Genomic DNA, 759 nt, shown 5'->3' on the forward strand with positions numbered 1-759 from the left:
TTGTTTGACTAGAGTACGGCTTTCGCCCTCAACGGTGAGGTTGTGGCTGTTTTTAATCTGAGTGAAATGGTCGTTATCGATCGTGATATGTTGGTCATGTTTGACATGAGTCGTCATATCGTTGAGAACGATCGAGTCAAAATCCTTCTGCGCATGAAGATAGACTTGCTCTTGCTCTGCTTGGTCTTCAAAACTCAGTTCGTTAAAGCCTTGCCCTTGATGGGTTTCACTGCGCAGGACGGTTTTCGTTTTGTTCTCCGGCAGCGCATAAGGCGGCTGGTTGACCGCATGATAGGTGCGCCCTGTGATGATGGGCTGATCTGGGTCACCATTAAGAAATGAGACAATCACTTCGTGACCAATGCGAGGCAAAGCGATCATGCCATATTGGCTGCCTGCCCAACCTTGAGAGACGCGCACCCAGCATGAACGATGTTCAGGGTTTCTCTCTTCGCGATCCCAGTGGAAATGGACTTTCACGCGACCATGTTCGTCACAGAAGATTTCTTCTCCCTCTGGGCCGACGACAGTCGCGATCATTGGGCCATCGACCCTAGGTTTGGTCTCTGGCTCGGCTTGCCAATTGATATGAGCAGGGATGGCTTGCCATTGGTTGGCGTAGGTCGTCTTGCCTTGAGTGCTATCTTCCTCGAGTGCTTGAGCCTGTTCGCCTTGGTGATTGACTTGAACCAGCAGCCAAGCGCGATTAAAGGATGTGTTGAGGTGGTCACTCAAGGTAAATTTATACCCTGAGCGGAG

Annotated in this window: 1 protein-coding gene; it reads right to left on the bottom strand. The window is 50.6% G+C overall.

Annotation, left to right across the window (positions count from 1 at the left end; all coding sequences use genetic code 11):
• Positions 1-759, bottom strand: a 759-nt coding sequence (gene tssI, locus ACQEXP_RS21215; RefSeq protein WP_426971458.1) for a type VI secretion system tip protein TssI/VgrG, incomplete at both ends; no start/stop codon positions are given.

Origin of the sequence: Vibrio sp. TRT 1302, from assembly GCF_050113875.1 — a bacterium.
In the GTDB taxonomy this organism is placed as follows: Bacteria; Pseudomonadota; Gammaproteobacteria; order Enterobacterales; family Vibrionaceae; genus Vibrio.